Consider the following 15837-nt stretch of genomic DNA (forward strand, 5'->3'; position numbering starts at 1 on the left):
CGGCCGCCGGGGGGCGGACCGGGTGGCCCGCCCCCTGGAGCTGTCTCACTCGGCGGGGGCGTAGTTGTAGATCGACGGGACGGCCATGCCGGACTGGGGAGTGATGTCCACACTGCCGTCCGACACGTGCAGGTAGGTCATGCGGTAGAACGGCACGAACCAGCCCTGCTCCACGAGGTGCCGGTTCAGCTCCCGCGCGGCCTGTTCCGCCTTCTCGCCCGTGCCGGTCTGGACCGCGGGGATCAGCTCGCGCACGGTGGAGTCGCTGGTGCCGAACATGTTGAAGGCGCCGGGGGTGACCAGCTCGTTGACCACGACCCAGTCGGACGCGGACTGGCCGATGTTCATGACCATGCCGGAGTAGGCGCGGTCGGTGAACACCTTCTGGATCGCCGAGCCGCCGTCGAGTTCGTCCCAGACCAGGTCGACGCCGACGGCCTTGAGGTCGGTGGTGAGCGAGGAGGCGAGGGCGTCGTTGACGATCGCGCTGATCCGGGGGAGCTTCAGGGTGAAGCCCTTGGCATAACCGGCCTCCTCGAGCAGTTCCTTCGCCTTGGCCGGGTCGTGGGCGTAGTGGGTGTCCAGCGCTTCGTCGTAGCCCTCGGTGTCCGGGCCGAAGACCTGGCTGGTGACCTTGCCGCGGTTCTGGCGGATGGCGCTCAGCATGGTCTCGCGGTCGATCGCGTAGTTGAGCGCCTGGCGGACGCGGGGCTCCTTCAGGGCCGGAGTCAGCTTCCCGTCGCGGTCGAAGAGCAGCAGCCCCTGGAAGTCGAACTCCTGCTTCTCCGTCTTGATCCCGGGGTGGGACTCGATGCTGACCTGCTGGTCGGCGGTCTGCAGGAGGGCCGCGTTCACCTGCCCGGTCTTCAGGCCGTTGGTGACCGCCGTCTCGTTGTCGAAGAAGCTGATCGTGATGGTGTCGTACGGGAGCCGTTCGCCCCAGTAGTCCTTGTTGCGCTCGTAGACCCACTTGGTGCCGATGGTGGTCCTCGCCTTGTCGAGACGGTAGGGACCGGTGCCGTCGGGTGTGGTCTTGAGGCTGTCGGCCTTCTTGAACTTCGCCGGGTTCGCCATCAGTCCGGCCGCGTCGCTCAGGTAGAAGAGCATGGCGGGGTTGGGCTGCTTGAGCTTCAGCGTGACGCGGGTGTCGTCGACGACGCGCACCGACTCCAGGTCGTTCAGCCATTTCGCGTCGGCGCCGCCGCCCGTCCTGAAGCGCTCCATGTTCGCCTTGACCACGGCCGCGTCGAAGGCCGTGCCGTCCCCGAACTTCACGTCCTTGCGCAGCGTGAGGCTGAGCTCGGTGCGGTCGGCGTTGTAGTCCCATTCGGTGGCGAGCATCGGGCTGAAGTCGCCGTCCGGTTCCCGCTTGACGAGCGTGTCGTACGTCGCCTGGAAGAAGGGCAGGGCGCTGCCGACGGCCTGTGAGGGGTCCAGGCTCTGCGGGAAGGTCAGGGTGGCGATGTCCAGGGTCGACGAGCCGGCGTCCTGAGGGCCGGAGCCGGTGCATCCCGCGAGGGCGAGGGTGGCCGCCACGCAGGCGGCGACGGCACCGCTTCGGGTGGATCTGCTCATGAGGTTCGCTCCGTATGGAGGGCGGCCGGACAAGGGGTCCCGGCCGAGATTGGCGGTGAGCTTACATGCGGAACCGACCAGTTGGTAGGTCTTTCCGCCGGTGGAACCGACCAGTTGGTAAGTTCAGGTGGCGCCGTGCGCGGCGACCGTTCGGGCCTGCCGGCCCGGGCGCCGTCGGGCGCGGGGCCGTAACGTGCTGTGCGACGGCCCGCCCAGGGCGGGCGCATCGGCCGCGCAGTGCCCCGACGACAGCAGGAGACCGCAGAGTTGAGCGACCCCTCCGAGACCGAGCATGTGCCGTCCCGCTCCCCCAAGGGCGAGCGCACGCGGGCCCGCATCCTCGACTCCGCGACCGAGCTGTTCTCCCGCTCCGGCTTCAACGCCGTGTCGCTGCGCGACATCGCGGCGCACGCCGGACTGTCCCACGTCGGGCTGCTGCACCACTTCCCCGGCAAGGACGCCTTGCTGCTGGACGTGCTCAGACGCCGTGACGGGATCGACGCGCAGTCGGTCTTCCCCGGCATCACCCACCCGGGCACCCCCGAACCCGCCCCGGGTGAGCGGCTGCACAGGCTGATCGGTCTGGTGGTGCGCAACAGCCGGACGCCCGGGCTGGTCGCCCTCTACGCGAAGTTGTCCGCCGAGGCCACCGACCCCGGGCATCCCGCTCATCACTACTTCCAGGAGCGCTACCGCGTTCTGCGGGAGGAGGCGACCGTCCTGGTCCGGGCCCTGCAGGCCGAGGCCGTCCCGCCTGTCCAGGGCGACCCGGAGGTCACGGCCCGGCAGTTGCTGGCACTGCTGGACGGTCTGCAGGTCCAGTGGCTGCTGGACCCGGAGTCGGTGGCGATGGAGGAGCTGGTGACCGACTTCCTGCGCCGGCTCGGCCTCTGTTCCGCGAACGGGGCGCGGGAGAACGGGATCAGCGGGTGAGGGACGAGAGAACCGCATCGGCCATGCTCCGGTGCCCGGCCGTATTGGGATGGAACCCTGCCCCTTCCGCGGTGTCCGTCGGCTCGATCCAGCGCACCCCCGCCGGCTTGCACACGTCGTGCCCGACGGACGGGCCGTAGGTGTCCACGTAGGTGGCTTCGTGCGCGCCGGCCCGCTGCGCCAGCATCGTGTTGAGCTGCTTCTCCTTGTCCCTGATCCAGGGGAAGTCGCCGGTGGCGAGCGGCACCGTCGCCCGGCAGGCCGTGCCGTCGTCGGGGAAGAGCGTCGGGTACCCCACGAGGAGCACCTTCGCCTGCGGGGACCGGGAGTGGATCTGCTGGAGGATCGCGTCGATCCTCGGCGCCGTGCCGTTGATGCGGGTGCCGATCTGGTCGGTGCCGAACAGGGTGTAACTCTGCTTGCAGGGCGAGCCGTTGGGGGCCACGTAGCCCAGGACCACACAGCGCGTGATCACACCGGTCAGGTCCAGGTCGTTGCCGCCGATGCCCAGGGTGACCAGGGTCGTGTCGGGGCGCAGCGCGTCGAGCTGCGGCGGCGCCGACTCCTGGCTTGCCGTCATGTGCGCGGTGGCGGCCCCCGCGCAGGTCACATCGGTGAACGAGGACGCGCCGACCGCTGCGGCCACCAGGGACGGGTAGTTGTTCGACGAGCGTCCGCAGGCCGTGTCGGTCTGCACCGGAACGCCGGGGCCGGAGCTGAAGGAGTCGCCGAGCGCGACGTAGCGGACTTCTTCGGCCACCTGCCCGGCGGCGCGGGTTTCCGCGGGCGCCGCGGAGACGGCGGGGGCCGCTGCGGCCAGGAGCGCGACGGCAGCGGCGGCCGCGAGTGCGGCGCGCGTCGCCGGACGGGAGGTGCCGGGGCCGCCCGGGAGCGCGGCGGGGTGCTGATCGGAGGCGGGCATGACCGTTCCTCGTTTCGCGAGCAGGAGAGGGGACGCCCGGCCGCGGGACGTGGTTCCCGTCCCGGGACGGCGCGGCTCGAGCGCGAAAACCGTAAGATGATCGGTTTCCGGGCGTCAATAGGTGCGACCGGAGGTGAATGGGCGCCTGTCGCACCGGGACAGGACGGCGCAGCGGTCGTCCTTGACAGCGAAAACCGATCAACTTACGGTTTTCGGATCGGCGGGGCCGCCGCCGCGGTCCGGACGGCCTCGCCCGTGCCGGCGATCGGCCGGCACAGCCTTGCGCACGCCGGACCGCGCGCCTGACCGCACACCGGACGGCACGCCGTCGGCACGCCGGACCGTTACCCGTCTCCCGATCCCCGGTAGGTACGTCCATGACCTCACAGGCTTCCCCCGACCCGGCCGTGGAGCCGGCGCCGACCCGGCTCTCCCTCGCCGAGAAGGCATCGCTGACCAGCGGCGCCGGTGACTTCGTCACGACCGCCCTGCCCTCCGCGGACATACCGGCGGTCCCCATGTCCGACGGCCCGCACGGACTGCGGCTGCCCAAGGAGAGCGGCGACGGCGGGCAGCTGGACCTGCACAGCGCGGCACCCGCCACCTGCTTCCCGCCCGCCGTGGCGCTCGGCAGCAGCTGGCACCCGGAGCTGGTCCACGAGGTCGCCGGCGCCATCGCCGCGGAGGCGACCGCCCACGGGGTGCGCGTCGTGCTGGGCCCGGGCGTCAACATCAAGCGATCGCCGCTGTGCGGACGCAACTTCGAGTACTTCTCCGAGGACCCGCTGCTCTCCGCCGAACTGGGCGGGGCCATGGTCCGCGGGCTGCAGGAGGCGGGCGTCGGGGCGGCGCTCAAGCACTACGCGGCCAACAACCAGGAGACCGACCGCATGCGGGTCAGCGCCGACATCGACGAGCGCCCGCTCCGTGAGATCTACCTGCGGGCCTTCGAGCGCATCGTCCGCCGCGACCGACCGTGGTCCGTGATGGCCTCCTACAACGCGGTCAACGGCGTCCCCCTGTCGCAGAACACCCGCCTGCTCACGGACGTGCTGCGCACCGAATGGGGCTTCGACGGCATCGTCATGTCCGACTGGGGCGCGGTGCGCGACCGGGTCGCCGCGCTGCGCGCGGGGCTCGACCTGCAGATGCCGGGCACCGGCGGGCGCACCGACCGGGAGATCGTCGCCGCGGTCGAGTCCGGCGACCTCGACGAGTCGGTGCTCGACGCCGCCGTGGAACGGCTCGTCCGCTTCGCCCGGCGCGCGGCGGACGGGGCGCGCACGGCCCGGGGGACGTTCGACGCCGAGGAGCACCACCGGCTCGCCGCGACGGCCGCCGAACAGTGTGTCGTCCTGCTGAAGAACGACACCGGGCTGCTGCCCCTCGACCCCGCCTGCGGCACGGTGGCGGTCGTCGGTGAACTGGCCCGGACGCCGCGCTACCAGGGGGCGGGCAGTTCCCAGGTGACGCCGACCCGCCTCGACACGCCGCTCGACGGCCTGCGGGAACTCGCCGACGGGGCCCGGGTGGACTTCGCCGCCGGCTACCCGCTCCCCGGGACAGCTCGCGCGGACAGGGGCCCGGTCCCGGCGGAGGAGCCGGCGGAGGAGCTGGCGGAGGAGGCCGTTCGCCTGGCGTCCGCGAGCGACACCGTGGTGCTGTTCCTCGGACTCCCCGCCCAGGACGAGTCGGAGGGCTTCGACCGCGACCACCTCGACCTGCCGGACGTCCAACTGCGCCTGCTGGAGCGGATCGTCGCGGTGAACCCGCGGGTCGTCGTCGTGCTCTCCAACGGCGGGGTGGTGCGGACGTCCCCCTGGCACACGGCCGTGCCCGCCCTGCTCGAGGGCTGGCTGCTCGGTCAGGGCGGCGGCGGGGCGCTCGCCCGGGTGCTGTTCGGCGTGGTCAACCCGTCCGGGAAACTCGCCGAGACCATACCGCTGCGCCTGGAGGACTCCCCCAGCCACCTCCACTTCCCGGGCGAGGAGGGCCGGGTCCGCTACGGCGAGGGCATCTTCGTGGGGTACCGCGGCTACGACGCCCGCCGCTGCGAGGTCGCCTTCCCGTTCGGCCACGGCCTGTCCTACACCTCCTTCGCCTACGACGGGCTGCGGGTGGTCCAGGACGAGGACGGCGCGGCGTACACCGTGACGGTGACCGTCACCAACACGGGGGACCGCGAGGGACGCGAGGTCGTCCAGATCTACGGCGCCGGCCCGGCGGCCTCGGAGGTCGCCCGCCCTCCGAGGGAATTGCTCGGCTTCGCCACGGTCACCCTCGCCGCCGGGGAGAGCCGCGAGGTGGAGGTGCGGCTGGAGCGCGAGGACCTCGCCCACCACAGCGAGCGCGAGGGTGGCCGGCGTGTGGAGGGCGGCGTCCACCGCATCGAGGCGGGCGCCTCCTCGCGCGACATCCGCCTGACCGCCGAGGTGACCGTCGTCGGCGACCCCTCGCGAATGCGGCTGGACGGACGCAACACGCTGGGAGAGTGGCTGCGGCACCCCGTGGGCGGGCCCCTGCTGGCGGCGAGGTTCGCCCGGGCCCGGCGAGAGGGGACCCCCAGCGCCATGGACGACCCGGTGATGCGGCGGTTCCTCGCCGGGACGCCGCTCGACGTGATCTCCGAGTTCCCGCAGAGCCCGGTCGGCCCCGAGGAGGTGGCGGAACTGACCGTTCTCGCCGCCGAACGGAGCGCCGTACAGGGGGCCGACCGGGCCGCGGACCGGGCCGCGGATCGGGCCATGGACCGAGCCACGGACCGGGCCACGGACCGGAGCGGCGGGGAGGGCTGACATGGCGCCGTCCCGGGAGATGACCGTGGGCGGGAGCGTGCGGCCCGGCTGGGAGGCCGTGCGGGACGCCTTCGCGCGCGGCCAGGCGCATGACCCGGGCGCCGCCCAGCTGGCCGTCCACCACCACGGCCGGCTGGTCGTGGACCTGTGGTCCACGGGCCCGGCGACGGCGGCCGGAACTCCCTCCGGGCCGGCCGGAACACCGTTCGGGCCGAGGTCGGTGGGGGTGCTGATGTCCGTGTCGAAGGGCCTGACCGCCGTCTGCGCGCATCTGCTGGCCGAGCGCGGCGCCCTGGACCTGGACGCGCCCGTCGCACGGTACTGGCCGCAGTACGCGGAGGCCGGGAAGGCGGGCACCACGGTGGCGGACCTCCTCGCCCACCGGGCGGGGCTGCCCGCCTTCACCGACCGTCCGGAGGGCACCTCTCTGCCCGGACTGCTCGACACGGACGCGCGCGTCCGCGCCCTCGCGGCGATGCGGCCGGTCTGGGATCCGGGCACCGCCTTCCTCTACCACTCCCTCACCCAGGGCCATCTGGTCGGCGAGGTCGTCCGCCGGGTGACGGGCACGAGCATCGGCGCGTTCTTCGCCCACGAGGTGGCCGCGCCGCTGGGGCTCGACCTGTGGATCGGGCTGCCGCCCCGCGAAGAGCACCGCTTCGTGCGGCAGTTCGCCGTGCGGCCCGAGCCCACACCCGAGGAGGTCGCGGCGGCGGTGGGCTCGCTCGGGCTCGCACCGGACGACCGGACGGCCGCCGTGCTCCGGGCGGGGGCGGCCGAACTGAGGGCCGCCGTCGAGGGGTTCGGCACGCGTCGGGGCCGGGCCACCGAGATCCCCGCGGCGGGCGCCATCGGCAACGCGCGGTCCCTGTCGCGGCTGTACGCGGCGGTCGTCGGCCCGGTCGACGGGGTGCGGCTGCTGTCCGCCTCCACCGTCGACCGGGCGCGCGCCCCGCACACCGACCACCTGGCGCCGCCCCCGCCCCTGGACCGGCTCGACGGTCCGGACCGGTCCCGCTTCGGCCTCGGCTTCGAACTGCCGCGCCCCGGTTGTCCGTTGCTGGGCGAGGGCTCGTTCGGCCATGCCGGGGCGGGCGGCCGCCTCGGCATGGCCCATCCGGAGCACGCGCTCGCGGTGGGGTACGTCTGCACGGCCATGTCCTGGGAGCCCTCGTCGGGGCCCGACCCGCGCTGGGTGGACTGGACGGCGGCCATCAGGGAGGCGGCGGGCATCTCCGGGGAGGGGTGAGCGGACGGCCGCGGTCGCGCGCCGGCGTCGTCACCGGTCCCGGCGTCCGGCCCCGGCGTGCGCCGCGCGGGAGGGCGGCGCCCCGGCGAAACCGCCCGGCCACCGGCCCCGGACCGCGGGGAGCAGGCGGTGCGCCCGGGATGACAGCCCCGGCAGGGCCGGCTCGGCCTGGGTGGGAGACCGGGCCGGTGCCGGTGCCGGTGCCGGTGGGCCAGGGATTACGGCCCGGGCCGGTGCCGGCGGGCCGGGCGGGGCGCGTACGCCCGGGCCACCCGGCCCGGGCGGTCAGGCGCCCGGTTTCGTCGTCGGTTCGAGAAGGCGCATGACGTCCTCGATCGGCTGTTCCATGTCCACCGACCGGTCGATGAGCCACTGCAACTGGATGCCGTCGGCCACCGCCAGCAGCAGGACCGCCAGCCGTTCGGCGGGGATCACGGTGGTCATCCGCCCTTCGTCCATCCGCTCCTGGACGTACGCGGCGACCCGCTCCCGCAGCGCCGGATACCGCTCCGCGAAGTGCTGGTGCGCGGGATGGCCGGGATCGCCGGCGGCCGCCGCCATGGACACGAACAGTTCCACCAGGCCGGGGGTCTTCGCGCCCTCCCGGATGATCTCCCGGTACCTCTCGGGGTCGGTGCGCTCGCCCTGCCGTATCCGGGCGGTCTCGTCGCGCATCCGCAGCACCTGCGTGAGCAGGTCCTCCTTGGAGTCGAAGTAGTGCATCAGGCCGGGCAGGCTGAGGTTGCACCTGGCGGCCACCTTGCGCAGGGAGGTGCCCCGGTATCCCTCGGCCGCGAAGATCTCCAGCGCTGCGCGCAGGATCTCGGCGCGCTTCGCCTCGCCCTTCTCGTACGGGCCCCGTTTCGCCATGGCGATCACCCTAACCCGGGAAGGGCTCACCGGTGGGTGCGGCGGCCGCACCGAGGGGGAGCCGCCCGGAGCGCGCCAGGGCGCCCAGCCAGCGGGCAGACGGCTTGGGCTCTCGGGCGAAGGTGAGGGGATCGACCGCGATGAGTCCGAACGTCGGCCGGTAGGAACCCCACTCGTAGTTGTCCAGGGCGCTCCAGTGCAGGTATCCGCGGACGTCGGCGCCGTCGCGCATCGCCTCGGCCAGACTCGCCAGCGCGCCCTCGGTGTACGCGATGCGCTGGTCGTCGTCGCGGGTGGCGATGCCGTTCTCGGTGACCAGGACGGGGACGTGCGGTCCGACCACGGAGGCCGTGTGCCGCACCGCCTCCCCCAGCGCCTCGGGGTAGATCTCCCATCCGGTCAGCGTGGTCCCGGCGCCCGGCGGCACCGGAAGAGCGCCGTCCGGGCCGATCAGGTGGCGGGTGTACGCCTGCACCCCGATCCAGTCGTCCTCGCGCGCGGCTTCCAGGAAGACGTCCTCGCGCGGCCAGGCGTACGCGGCTACGGCCTCCTCCGCGCCCGGCGCGGCCTGGTAGACCTGGTTGGCGACCGTCCAGCCGACCCGCAGGGCGGGGTCGGCCCGCTTCAGCACGGCGGACGCGGCCCGGTGCGCCCGGATCAGCACCTGGGTCACCTCGGCGTCCGGCTCGGCCGCCCCCAGGCCCGCGGCCACGGCGCCCGCGTCTCCCCCGCCCGCCGCGCCCTTCGCTCCCCCTGGGGCGTGGCCCGCGCCTCCTGAGGCGTGGCCCGTGCCTCCTGGGGCATGGCCCGTTCCCCCCGCGTCGGTCCCGCCCTCCTCCTGCGAGCCCCGGACGGTACGGCGCAGCAGGGTGTGCATCAGCGCGATCATGTTCGGTTCGTTGATGGTGGCCACATGGCGGACACCGGCGGAGAGGATCTCCGCGGCCACCTCGGCGTACGCCGCGAAGAGGTCGACCGCCTCCGTCGACGACCAGCCGCCGAGTTCGCTGAACCACCGGGGCGAGGTGAAGTGGTGCAGCGTCACCACCGGGGTGAGGCCGCGTTCCAGGGCTCCGCGCACCATGGCGCGGTAGTGCTCGACGGCGGCGCGGGACACCCGTCCTCGCTCGGGCTCGATGCGGGCCCATTCGATGCCGAAACGGTAGGCGTTGAAGCCGAGCCGGCTGAGCAGGTCCATGTCCTCGGGCCAGCGGTGGAAGCTGTCGGCGGCGTCGCCGCTGGGCTCGGCCACGAAGGTGCCCGGCCGGTTCTCGATGGCCCACCAGTCGCTGGAGACGTTGTTCCCCTCGATCTGGTGGGCGGAGGTGGCGGCTCCCATGAGGAAACCGTCCGGCAGCACGAGACCGGACCCGGTCGAGGGCGTCATGCGAGAGCTCCTTCCACGGCGGAGCCGAGGCGACGGCGGCACGTGCGACTCCACGAAAAGCGTTCATTGATCGGTTTTCGTGTTAGCGTACAGGCGGTTCCGGGCCGGCAGGAAGAGGCGGCTCGACAGCGCCGCCCCGAACACGGCCCCGGCACTTCCCCGATGCCGGCGTCCACCTGACAGGACGCCGGCTCGGGGTCCGCCGCGTACCCGGGCCGCGGGGCGGCCCCCGTAGCACCCCTGTGGAGGAGAGCATGGACGCCGTCATTCCCCGCCCGGCGCACCGGACAGCAGCGGCACCAACGGCAACGGCAACGGACGGGGCGCTGTCCGTCACGGGCCCCTGGCGGATCCGCGTCGCGGACGACCGCCTCACCGCGGTGGCCGGTACGGTGCGGGCGCTGCTGGAACCGCACCTGGGCGACCGCCTGACGCCGCAGGGCCCCGACGACGACGCCCTTCCGGCCGGGGGCACCCTCACCCTCGTTCTCGACGGGGAGACGGCGGCGCCGGGCCGTGTCCCCGTCGGCGTCTCCCCGTGCGGCGCCGCGCGGCCCGTGGACGAGTCCTACCGCCTGACGGTCACCGAGGACGGCATCACCTGCCGTGCAGCCACCGCCGAGGGGGTGTTCCGGGCCGCCACCACGGCACTCCAACTGCTCTCCACGTCCGCCGGCCGCATCCCGTGCCAGGAGTTCACCGACGCCCCGCACCACGCCTGGCGGGGCCTGCTGATCGACCCGGCGCGTGGCTTCCTCACCCCGGACGAGCTGCGCCGCGTCATCGACCTCGCCGCGCTGTACAAGCTGAACGTGCTGCACCTGCACCTGACCGACAACGAGGGATGGCGCCTGCAACTGCCCTCCGCCCCCGAGCTGACCGCCGCCGGGGACGAGGGCGCGGCGCGGGACGAAGGCGCGGCGCGGGACTTCTACACCACCGAGGACTACCAGGCCCTCCAGCGGTACGCGGCCGAGCGCTTCATGACCGTCGTGCCCGAGATCGACCTGCCGGGCCACTGCTCCGCCCTGCGCGCGGCCTTTCCGGCCCTGCCGCCCGCCCCCGCGCCGGAGGGCGTGACCGGCCGCTTCCCGTTCGTTCCGCCGCTGGACCTCGCCGATCCGGACACCCGCTCGACCGTCGCCGCGGTCCTCGCCGACGTGTGCCGTCTGACCACCGGCCCCTTCGTGCACGTCGGCGGGGACGAGAGCTTCGGCATGACCGTGAGCAGCTTCGTCCTCGCGGTACGCGAACTGCGCGCCATGGTACGGGAGTCCGGTAAGCGGCCACTGGCCTGGCAGGAGTCCTCCCGGGCCGGCGTCGACCAGGACGACATCGTCCAGTTCTGGGTGGACGTGCCGATGATGGACCTGCCCGACACGCAGGAGGAACTGGCCCGTCGGCCCGAACTGCTCGCCGCCGGCCACACTCTCGAACTCGTCGCGGCGCTGAAGAAGTTCTTCGCCCCGGCCGACCACGATGTCGCCCGTGCTGTCGAGGGGGGTGGACGGATCCTGCTGTCGCCGCAGTCCCACCTCTACCTGGACCGGCCGTACGCCCATGAGGTGGCGCCCCCGAGCCAGGCCGAGGCCGCCGCCCGGCTGGGGTTCACGGCCTACCGGCCGCGCGGGGTCCGGCACACCGCGGAGTGGGACCCGGCCTCCCACGGGATCCCCGAGGAACGGATCGCCGGCATCGAGGCGACACTCTTCGGCGAGTCGATCGGCGGGCTCGACGACCTGACCACCCTGCTGCTGCCGCGGCTCGCGTCCGTCGCGGAGACCGCGTGGGCCGGGCGGGCACCGCAGTGGGAGGACCACCGCGTCCGTCTCGCCCGCCACGGGAGGCTCTGGGAACAGCGAGGGCTCGCCTACCTCGCCTCCACGGAGATCCCCTGGACGACCTGACGCGCCCCCGCCGGCACGCACTGCGGGTTCGTTCGTCCCCGCCCAGGGCGCGCAGGCACGCGCCGCCGCGGTTGCCGACCTGCTGGTCGGTCAGTTGCGGCTCCGCCTGGGGGACGGCCCCGTCCCGGCAGCGAGGCCCGGGCCCGCAGCGCGGTTCAGGCTCACGTTCCAGCTCTGCCGGCCCGCCGGCCAGCCGAATACCCAGCGCTTCGCCGCCCCTCGCCTCGCCCTCGCCAAACTCGCCGTGACCTTTTCGACGGACCGCGCCCTGCCCGCCATTCACGGGCCTCAAGATCCGAGCACCGCTGCCCAAACTGAATCGGATGGGCTCTGAGCTGGGGGAGGTGGCTGCGTAGGTGAAAACGAAGAACGGATGTCGGCCAGTGCTGGCAACGCTTCTGGCCTGAGATGCCTGGAGACGTCGGCCAGAACTAGGAACGGGTGGGGGTTCAGACACCTATTCGACGCATCCACCAGGGGAGGTCATGGGGTGCGAAGGGGTTGTTGAGCGTGCGGTGAAGCACGCGTTCGTCTGCGGGACCGATCACTGCGCTCAGCTCGCGTCGTGCCTTGGAGCTCAGAGCATGGAGGGTGAGCTCCAGCAGCGTGCGGACGTGATACTCGCCGTTGCGGAGGTCTGTGTCATCGCGTTCGTAGAACGGCTCGTGGTCTGCGCGCGACCGGCGGACGGACATGTTCCAGCGGCGGAACGAGTGCGCGACTTCGCCTGCGGGGAGGCCGTGGCCTCGTTCGAAGTCGGCGATCTGCCTGTTCGCCGAGGCGGACAATCCGCGGATCACGGGTGCCCGCCGATGTTGCGTTCGGCCTTGCGGGAGCTGCGTTCTGATCTCGCCCGGTGACCGGCGAGGCATGAACACTTCCAGTGGGAAGACGTTGGGTGGGCCGACCCTAGAACTTGTTCGCGGCAGAGATCAAGTCCTCGTGGGCGGTTCAGCTGACTTGCTGTTCAGCGCGTGCGCGGGTGGCTGCCAGCCGGTAGGAGTCGGTGCCGGTCTCGATGATGTGCCGCCGAAGGTGAGGCGGTCGGCGATGGCCGCGCAAGGGCGGGGATCGGTGAACGTCTTTGTCCAGCCCGAGAAGGACTCGTTCGAAGCGATCGCCACGCTGTTCTTCTCCTCCCGCTCCGCTCGGTCAAAACCTGGAAGAGGAGTTCGATGCCGCGTCGGTCGAGTTCCATGTAGCCGAGCTCGTCGATGCAGAGGAGATCAACACGGCCATAGCGGGCGATGGTCTTGGTCAGCTGCTTCTCATCAGCGGCTTCGACGAGCTCGTTGACCAGCTTGGTTGCCGGCACGTACTTCACTCGGTAGCCGGCCATCGCGGCCTCGGTGCCGAGAGCGATCAGCAGGTGGGACTTGCCGGTGCCCGAGTCCCCGATCAGGCAGAGGGGCAGGCCCTTCTTGATCCACTCGCATTTGGCAAGGGTGTGAATCATGGCCGCGTCGATGTTGGGGTTCGCGTCGAAGTCGAACTTGCGGAGCGACTTGTCGCGAGGGAAGCCTGCGGCCTTGATGCGGCGCTCTGAGCGACGGCGGGCCCGGTCATCGCACTCCGCGAGGAGGAGTTCGGCAAGGAAGCCGAGGTATGACATCTGCTCGCGTTCGGCCTTCTCGGCCAGCTCGGGAAACTGGGACCGGATGTGGGCAGCGCATGCGGCATGCCTGGTCGACGGCGGTGTTGGCGGCCTGCTCGGTGAGTCCTCGCTGGCGGGGAAGGGTCATGCTGTTCTCCTCAGGTGTTGGGATCGGGTCGGCGGAGCCGCAGGAGCTGGTCGTAGTGGGCGACGGAGGGGAGAGGGCGCTTGTCCGGCGGTAGCCGGGCCCGGACGGCAGCGGGCAACGGCGCGCTGCCGTGCTGGCTGCCGGTGGCGGGTGGTGCTGTCTCTTCGGGCTCGGTGTCGGCATCTGCCGCTTTGCGTGCTTCCAGGGCAACGGCATCTGACGTGAGGGCCCCGCTTTGCAGGGCGGCGGTGAGCCCCGTGACGAGGTGTTCGTGAGGCAGGTGCCGGCTGAGGAGAAAAACCTCGATCAGAGCACGGGTCCCGTCGCGTTCACCATGGGCCTTCACCGCGGCCTGCCACCAGGCATCGTGGATCGGGGTGAATCGCCCGGCAGCACGCGCCTGGTCGAGGGCGGTGGCACCAGGCAGGGCACCCGGCTTCCGGATCAGGGCCTCCAGGTAGTGGTCGAGTTCGCGACGGTTGGCGCCGCGGGCGATGAGCCGTTCGTGCCGGGCGACTTCCTCACGTCCGTCGTAGACCACCAGCTCGGAGGCATGGAGCATGACGCGGACGGTCCGGCCGATCAGCCGGACCGGCACCGAGTAGCGGTTCATCCGGAGGCAGATCTGGCTGTAGCGGTCGACCCGAGGCGTGGAGAGCAGGCCGGCCTCGAAGGGATCTTCCGGTAGCGGTACCAGCAGCGGCTGTTCCGTCGCGAAGGACTCGCCGATCGTGTGGGTCCGGGAGCGAAATGCGGCGGTTGTCGTCCTCCTGGTCCCACCGGTCGATCCTCGCGCTAGCTCGGCGAGCGTGTCCACTTCGGGGACGGGGACGAGGTGGTTGCGGCGAAACCAGCCGATCTGGCCCTCGACTCCGCCCTTCTCGTGGGCGCCGCGGATACCGGGCTGGCAGTAGAAGGCCTCCAGCCTGATCTTCCGTGGGTTCGCGAGTTCTGAAGGGTGGTCGCGACGAACCCACGGTGTCAGGAGAGCAGTTCGCCGGAAGGAAGACGGTGGTTCATTCAAAGCCTGCAGGTTGCGGCGAGACCTAGAGAGGTCAGTCGAGAGCCGTAGAAGCCTGCCGTCGGGAGAGAGACAGCCTGCGTCGCTCTCGGTCGATCTCTGTGACGACGACCGTGATCTCGTCGCCGACTTGAACGACCGTCTCTGGAACCTCGACAGGCGTCCAGGTGAGCTCTTGCAGATGGACCAGTCCCTCGATGTCGTTGGTGACCTGCACAAACACTCCGAACGGGACCAGCTTGATAACTCGTCCCTGCAGCGTCTGCCCCACCGTGGTGCTCTCGGCGAAGGTCTGGAACGGGTCGGGCTGCGTCGCCCGCAGGGACAGCCTGGCCTCTCCGTTCGTTGTGTCGAACTGGAGGAACTCGCACCTAACGCGCTGGCCCACCTGAACGACGTCCGAAGCTGTCTCGAAGTGTCGCCAGGACAGTTCGGGGATCGTGATGAACCCGACGCCGGGGAAGACCGGATGGTCTGGGCCGTCGTCCAGCGCCACGAACACTCCGAACCGTTCGATCGACCCGATCTGGCCCGACAGCGTTTCTCCGGTGCGGAGGGTTTTCAGAAATGCCCAGAGCTCGGGGTTCTCCGTGGCGGCCGTGGACATCCAGACTCGACCTTGCTCCAGGTCGATGGCAGTCACCTCGGCGGTGATCCGGTCGCCGACCTCCACCGCCGCTGCCGAGAACCGGACCCAGGACAGATCCAGCGACCCCACGAATCCCAGCGGACGTGCGGCAAAACCGTCCAGGGTCACCGACACGCCTCGTGGAGTTACCGCTGCCACGATCCCGCTGCAGACATCACCGATCTGGATCGCAGCCAGAAACTTCCGGGAAAACTCATCGTCCGACGCCCCGCCCATGCCGCCCAGCCTCTCACGAGAAACCGTCCGTCAGGTCATGGGAGGGATTCGTGCTCGACGGCCGAGACGGCGGCGGGGGTCGTGTGGCGGAGGCTAGTTTCGGCACCGAGCGAGAACACGTGCGCGAGGTGGAGTGGATCCGCTCCGCTGGCAAGAGCCTCCTCCAGGATGCGGTCCTGCCGTAGTCGGTCGACGCCCACGGGTAGGTCCTTGACCAGCCTGTCCATCCAGAACGTGCCCACGGCCGTTGTCGTCGTGGCTGTGTTTCGGCTGACCAGCAGGTGCGGATTGGTGCTGTTCGGCCAGCGACGGTGGCGATAGGCGAGATATTCGCCAATCGCCTCGGCGGTGTAGTCGTCCAGCGGACGGTTCAGGCCCTCGCCATGCTCGTCCAGCAGCCGGTCGAAGATCCGCTTGACGGTGTGCCGCTGCTTCCGTGGCGCGGTCAGATCGGCCGTGAGGATGCCGTCGATCACCGGCTTGTCGGGGTCCAGCCGTGTCTCCCGCGGCTCCATCTTCTTCCGCGGTTCCGGCAACGCCTAGGTCAGGGCCTTCTGCACCGTCTCGTAGC

At 71.5% G+C, this 15837-nt stretch carries 12 protein-coding genes and 1 pseudogene; 4 read left to right on the plus strand and 9 right to left on the minus strand.

Features of this window, described 5'->3' with window-relative positions:
* Window positions 1–45: 45 nt before the first annotated feature.
* Window positions 46–1575, minus strand: a complete 1530-nt coding sequence (locus ACWD3O_RS23585; RefSeq protein ID WP_451417251.1) for an ABC transporter substrate-binding protein — start codon at window positions 1573–1575, stop codon at window positions 46–48.
* Window positions 1576–1842: 267 nt separating this feature from the next.
* On the opposite strand from ACWD3O_RS23585, the gene ACWD3O_RS23590 reads away from it, so the two are divergent.
* Window positions 1843–2508, plus strand: coding sequence for a TetR/AcrR family transcriptional regulator (locus ACWD3O_RS23590; RefSeq protein ID WP_451410229.1), 666 nt, complete (start codon window positions 1843–1845; stop codon window positions 2506–2508).
* On the opposite strand, the gene ACWD3O_RS23595 is transcribed toward ACWD3O_RS23590, so the two are convergent.
* Entirely contained in the window at window positions 2498–3430 is a 933-nt protein-coding gene (locus tag ACWD3O_RS23595; RefSeq protein ID WP_451410228.1) for an SGNH/GDSL hydrolase family protein, read from the minus strand. The two genes, ACWD3O_RS23590 and ACWD3O_RS23595, sit on opposite strands and share 11 nt — an antisense overlap.
* Window positions 3431–3807: 377 nt before the next feature.
* Between ACWD3O_RS23595 and ACWD3O_RS23600 the strand changes: the two genes are divergently transcribed.
* Together ACWD3O_RS23600 and ACWD3O_RS23605 are read left to right on the plus strand one after the other, a co-directional pair.
* Window positions 3808–6225 carry a glycoside hydrolase family 3 C-terminal domain-containing protein gene (locus tag ACWD3O_RS23600; RefSeq protein WP_451417252.1) on the plus strand — a complete coding sequence of 806 codons (2418 nt, stop codon included), beginning with the start codon at window positions 3808–3810 and terminating at the stop codon, window positions 6223–6225.
* A 1-nt stretch (window position 6226) separates the two neighbouring features.
* Window positions 6227–7474: a serine hydrolase domain-containing protein gene (locus tag ACWD3O_RS23605; protein WP_451417253.1), complete on the plus strand. Its 1248-nt coding sequence runs from the start codon at window positions 6227–6229 to the stop codon at window positions 7472–7474.
* A gap of 285 nt (window positions 7475–7759) precedes the next feature.
* Here ACWD3O_RS23605 and ACWD3O_RS23610 read toward each other — a convergent pair whose 3' ends face one another.
* Window positions 7760–8344: a TetR/AcrR family transcriptional regulator gene (locus tag ACWD3O_RS23610; protein ID WP_451410225.1), complete on the minus strand. Its 585-nt coding sequence runs from the start codon at window positions 8342–8344 to the stop codon at window positions 7760–7762.
* Window positions 8345–8354: 10 nt separating this feature from the next.
* Window positions 8355–9731 (minus strand): glycoside hydrolase family 1 protein, encoded by a 1377-nt coding sequence (locus tag ACWD3O_RS23615; RefSeq protein WP_451410224.1) that lies wholly within the window; start codon window positions 9729–9731, stop codon window positions 8355–8357.
* A gap of 254 nt (window positions 9732–9985) precedes the next feature.
* On the opposite strand from ACWD3O_RS23615, the gene ACWD3O_RS23620 reads away from it, so the two are divergent.
* A complete protein-coding gene (locus ACWD3O_RS23620; protein ID WP_451417254.1) occupies window positions 9986–11638 on the plus strand; it encodes a family 20 glycosylhydrolase in 1653 nt (550 codons plus the stop codon).
* Window positions 11639–12087: 449 nt separating this feature from the next.
* On the opposite strand, the gene ACWD3O_RS23625 is transcribed toward ACWD3O_RS23620, so the two are convergent.
* The 5 genes and pseudogenes from ACWD3O_RS23625 to ACWD3O_RS23645 all read right to left on the minus strand — a co-directional run bounded on the left by ACWD3O_RS23625 (window position 12088) and on the right by ACWD3O_RS23645 (window position 15781).
* Window positions 12088–12438 (minus strand): hypothetical protein, encoded by a 351-nt coding sequence (locus tag ACWD3O_RS23625; protein WP_451410222.1) that lies wholly within the window; start codon window positions 12436–12438, stop codon window positions 12088–12090.
* Between the two features lie 151 nt (window positions 12439–12589).
* Window positions 12590–13380: pseudogene (gene istB, locus ACWD3O_RS23630) on the minus strand (IS21-like element helper ATPase IstB).
* Between the two features lie 10 nt (window positions 13381–13390).
* Window positions 13391–14404 (minus strand): Mu transposase domain-containing protein, encoded by a 1014-nt coding sequence (locus ACWD3O_RS23635; protein ID WP_451417255.1) that lies wholly within the window; start codon window positions 14402–14404, stop codon window positions 13391–13393.
* A gap of 31 nt (window positions 14405–14435) precedes the next feature.
* Entirely contained in the window at window positions 14436–15266 is an 831-nt protein-coding gene (locus ACWD3O_RS23640) for a S1 RNA-binding domain-containing protein (RefSeq protein ID WP_451417256.1), read from the minus strand.
* Between the two features lie 35 nt (window positions 15267–15301).
* Window positions 15302–15781: a hypothetical protein gene (locus ACWD3O_RS23645; protein WP_451410219.1), complete on the minus strand. Its 480-nt coding sequence runs from the start codon at window positions 15779–15781 to the stop codon at window positions 15302–15304.
* Between the last annotated feature and the right edge of the window lie 56 nt (window positions 15782–15837).

The sequence above is a fragment of the Streptomyces sp. NPDC002640 genome (assembly GCF_053592575.1).